This window comes from Arthrobacter koreensis (assembly GCF_035792275.1).
Classification (GTDB): Bacteria; Actinomycetota; Actinomycetes; order Actinomycetales; family Micrococcaceae; genus Arthrobacter_B; species Arthrobacter_B koreensis_A.
This window is the reverse complement of sequence record NZ_JAMWKK010000043.1, coordinates 1-255: the sequence shown is the minus strand read 5'-3', so window position 1 is coordinate 255 and position 255 is coordinate 1. Positions and strand designations below refer to the sequence as shown.

Here is a 255-nt window from a genome sequence, read left to right as displayed (position 1 = left end):
CGATCCTCTACCTCGGCCGGACGCTGACTGATCCTGAACGCGTCTTTGTAGGGGCTGTTGCGGTGCCGGTCAGCACTGTGCGGGACGCGGGCTTTGCGTTTCAGGCTCAGTTTCCGGGCCAGATCGGCGCGCAGGGTCCCGCGGGCCTGAACGTAAAGGGCCCGGTAAATCGTCTCGTGGCTCACCTGCATAGTCTGATCATCCGGGAAATAAAACGCCAGCATGGAGGAGATCAGCCGCGGACTCCACCCGTCG

The 255-nt window shown here is 62.7% G+C and carries 1 pseudogene; it reads right to left on the bottom strand.

What is annotated here, in order from left to right:
- Window positions 1-185, bottom strand: a pseudogene (locus NGB94_RS16750) (IS30 family transposase); the annotation flags it as partial.
- Window positions 186-255: the final 70 nt, after the last annotated feature.